This is a genomic window from Aminobacter sp. P4_D5, from assembly GCF_056401815.1.
This window is the reverse complement of the sequence record NZ_JBFUIP010000596.1, coordinates 1-778: the sequence shown is the minus strand read 5'-3', so window position 1 is coordinate 778 and position 778 is coordinate 1. Positions and strand designations below refer to the sequence as shown.

The 778-nt window shown below is 72.3% G+C and carries 1 protein-coding gene; it reads right to left on the bottom strand.

What is annotated here, in order from left to right:
- A partial coding sequence (gene flgH / locus AC1DWF_RS33740; protein WP_476842850.1) for a flagellar basal body L-ring protein FlgH occupies positions 1-683 on the bottom strand: 683 nt, incomplete at its 3' end.
- Positions 684-778: the final 95 nt, after the last annotated feature.

Sequence of the window (778 nt, the reverse complement as noted above, 5' to 3'; positions counted from 1 at the left end):
ATGTCCGACAGCGACCCCCGCCCGCCATAGGCGGTCCGCGCCTCGGCCAGCCGGTCGTGGCGGATGGTGTTGTCGCTGGCGATATCCTGCGTGCGCACGATCCCCTGCACCGAGAGCTCGCGCAGCTCGTTGTTCACGCGCACCTCCTGCCGCCCGGCCACCACCATGTTGCCGTTGGGCAGCGACTGCGTGACCGTCGCCGCGAGCCGCAGGGCGATCTGCTCGTTGCGCCGCACCGTGCCATTGCCGTCGCTGGCGCCCGCGCCGTTGGTGTTGATCAGGTTGGCGGGGTCCGCGCCATTGGGCAGGAAGCGCCGGGGCGGAGTCTCGAGTCCAAAGAAGTTCGGGACGCCCATCGTCTCCGTGCCGTTCCGGCTGCGCTGGGTGCGGTTCTGCAGCTGCGCCGTGTCCTGGATCTCGACGAGGATGGTGATGAGGTCGCCCACCTGGGCCGCCCGCTGGTCGCGCAGGAARGTGCTGCTGCCGGGACGCCAGAGAGAGTTCGCCATGGGCGGCGCCTCGCGCGCCTGGGGCATGGGCATGGTGACGGGGCGCCAGCGCGGATCCTCCGTCGGGTTGGAGACCGGCGACAGGTCCGGCGCGCGGCCGACGCGCGAGAGTCGCTCGGCCTGGCCGCAGCCCGCCAGCGCCAGCAGCGCGAGGAGGGCAAGGCGCGCGCTCATCGGGCGGCCATCGGAATGGCGCCCATCGCGACCCGGACGCGTCCAGGCGCCACCGCCACGCCCTCGACGATGCTGCGGCTCGCGAGGTTCATCAC